The sequence below is a fragment of the Antarcticimicrobium luteum genome (assembly GCF_004358185.1).
Lineage (GTDB): Bacteria > Pseudomonadota > Alphaproteobacteria > Rhodobacterales > Rhodobacteraceae > Antarcticimicrobium > Antarcticimicrobium luteum.
This window is the reverse complement of record NZ_SMUV01000001.1, coordinates 1-1,235: the sequence shown is the minus strand read 5'-3', so window position 1 is coordinate 1,235 and position 1,235 is coordinate 1. Positions and strand designations below refer to the sequence as shown.

Genomic DNA, 1,235 nt, shown 5'->3' with positions numbered 1-1,235 from the left:
TGTCAACGGCGGAGTAAAATTCGGCCATTGTGGCGGAGCAAAAGTCGGCCAGTTTGGGGCGAGCGCCTTGGAGCGTGCGGCCCTCATATAGCAAGCCCGGTCCAAGGCGCATTGGCCGTCAGGCCAATTCTGTGAGGTTCATTTGTTAGCGGCGGCGAGGCGGGCGCGGCTTTGATTGAGGCGGTAGCTTTCGCCGTTCATCTCGAGGATGTTGACGTGGTGTGTCAGCCGGTCCAGCAGCGCGCCGGTCAGGCGTTCGGTGCCGAAGGTTTCGGTCCACTCCTCGAAGGGCAGGTTGCTTGTGATCAGGGTCGACCCTCGCTCGTAGCGCTGTGAGATCAGCTCGAACAGAAGCTCGGCGCCGGTTTTGCTCAAGGGGACGAATCCCAGCTCGTCGATGATCAGCAGTTTGACCTTGGCGAGTTTGCGCTGGAGTTGCAGGAGGCGTTTTTCGTCGCGGGCCTCCATCATCTCGTGCACGAGGGCTGCGGCGGTCACGAAGGCGACAGGCAATCCTTTCTGGCAGGCAGCCAGTCCCAGCCCGAGGGCGACATGGGTCTTGCCGGTGCCGGAGGGACCGAGCGCGATCACATTCTCCTTGCGTTCGATCCATTCGCAGCGCGCCAGCTCCAGGACCATCATCTTGTTGAGCGACGGGATCGCCTTGAAGTCGAAGCTGTCCAGGCTTTTGATGGTCGGGAACTTTGCGGCCTTGATCCGGCGTTCCACCATGCGCCGTTCCCGGTCGATCAGTTCCAGCTCGGTCAGCCGGGCCAGGTAACGCACGTGATCTACGCCTTCAGCGGCGCAGATACGGGCCTGCTTGTCATGTTCACGCAAGAACGTGGGCAGCCGAAGCGTTTTGAGATGGTGGGCCAGCAGCAGTTCGGGTGCATCCGTCATGCCCCACCTCCTGCCAGCAGGCTCATGTAGGATGCGGCGGAGGTGGTGGTGATGTTGGTTCTGGGCAGGAAGGGATAGACATCCAGATCCAGCCTCGGAGGCCTTTGCTCGACCCTGCACAAGATCAGGTGCTTGATTGCATCGAAGCTGACCGCTCCCATTCGCAGGGCATCTTTGACGGCAAGATGCAGCACGTCAATCTCGAAGCGCTCCAGAAGGCGCAGGACCTGCACATACTCGCGCTTGCCGGCCTTTCCCTGCCGGGCTTCCAGCAGTCGGCGCAGGGTTTTGAACGCTTCGGGCAACTCCCAGCCCTGCAGAGGCGCGGCCTG

The 1,235-nt window shown here is 61.5% G+C and carries 1 protein-coding gene and 1 pseudogene; both read right to left on the bottom strand.

Annotated features, from left to right (window positions below; genetic code table 11):
* Positions 1-138: 138 nt before the first annotated feature.
* Positions 139-903 (bottom strand): IS21-like element helper ATPase IstB, encoded by a 765-nt coding sequence (gene istB, locus E1832_RS00010; RefSeq protein ID WP_058317429.1) that lies wholly within the window; start codon positions 901-903, stop codon positions 139-141.
* Positions 900-1,235 (bottom strand): annotated as a pseudogene (locus E1832_RS00005) (IS21 family transposase); the annotation flags it as partial. The gene istB and the pseudogene E1832_RS00005, both read right to left, overlap by 4 nt.

Excerpts from the sequence above, each read along its gene's own strand:
- istB (WP_058317429.1), bottom strand. The coding sequence starts at position 903 with ATGACGGATGCACCCGAACTGCTGCTGGCCCACCATCTCAAAACGCTT.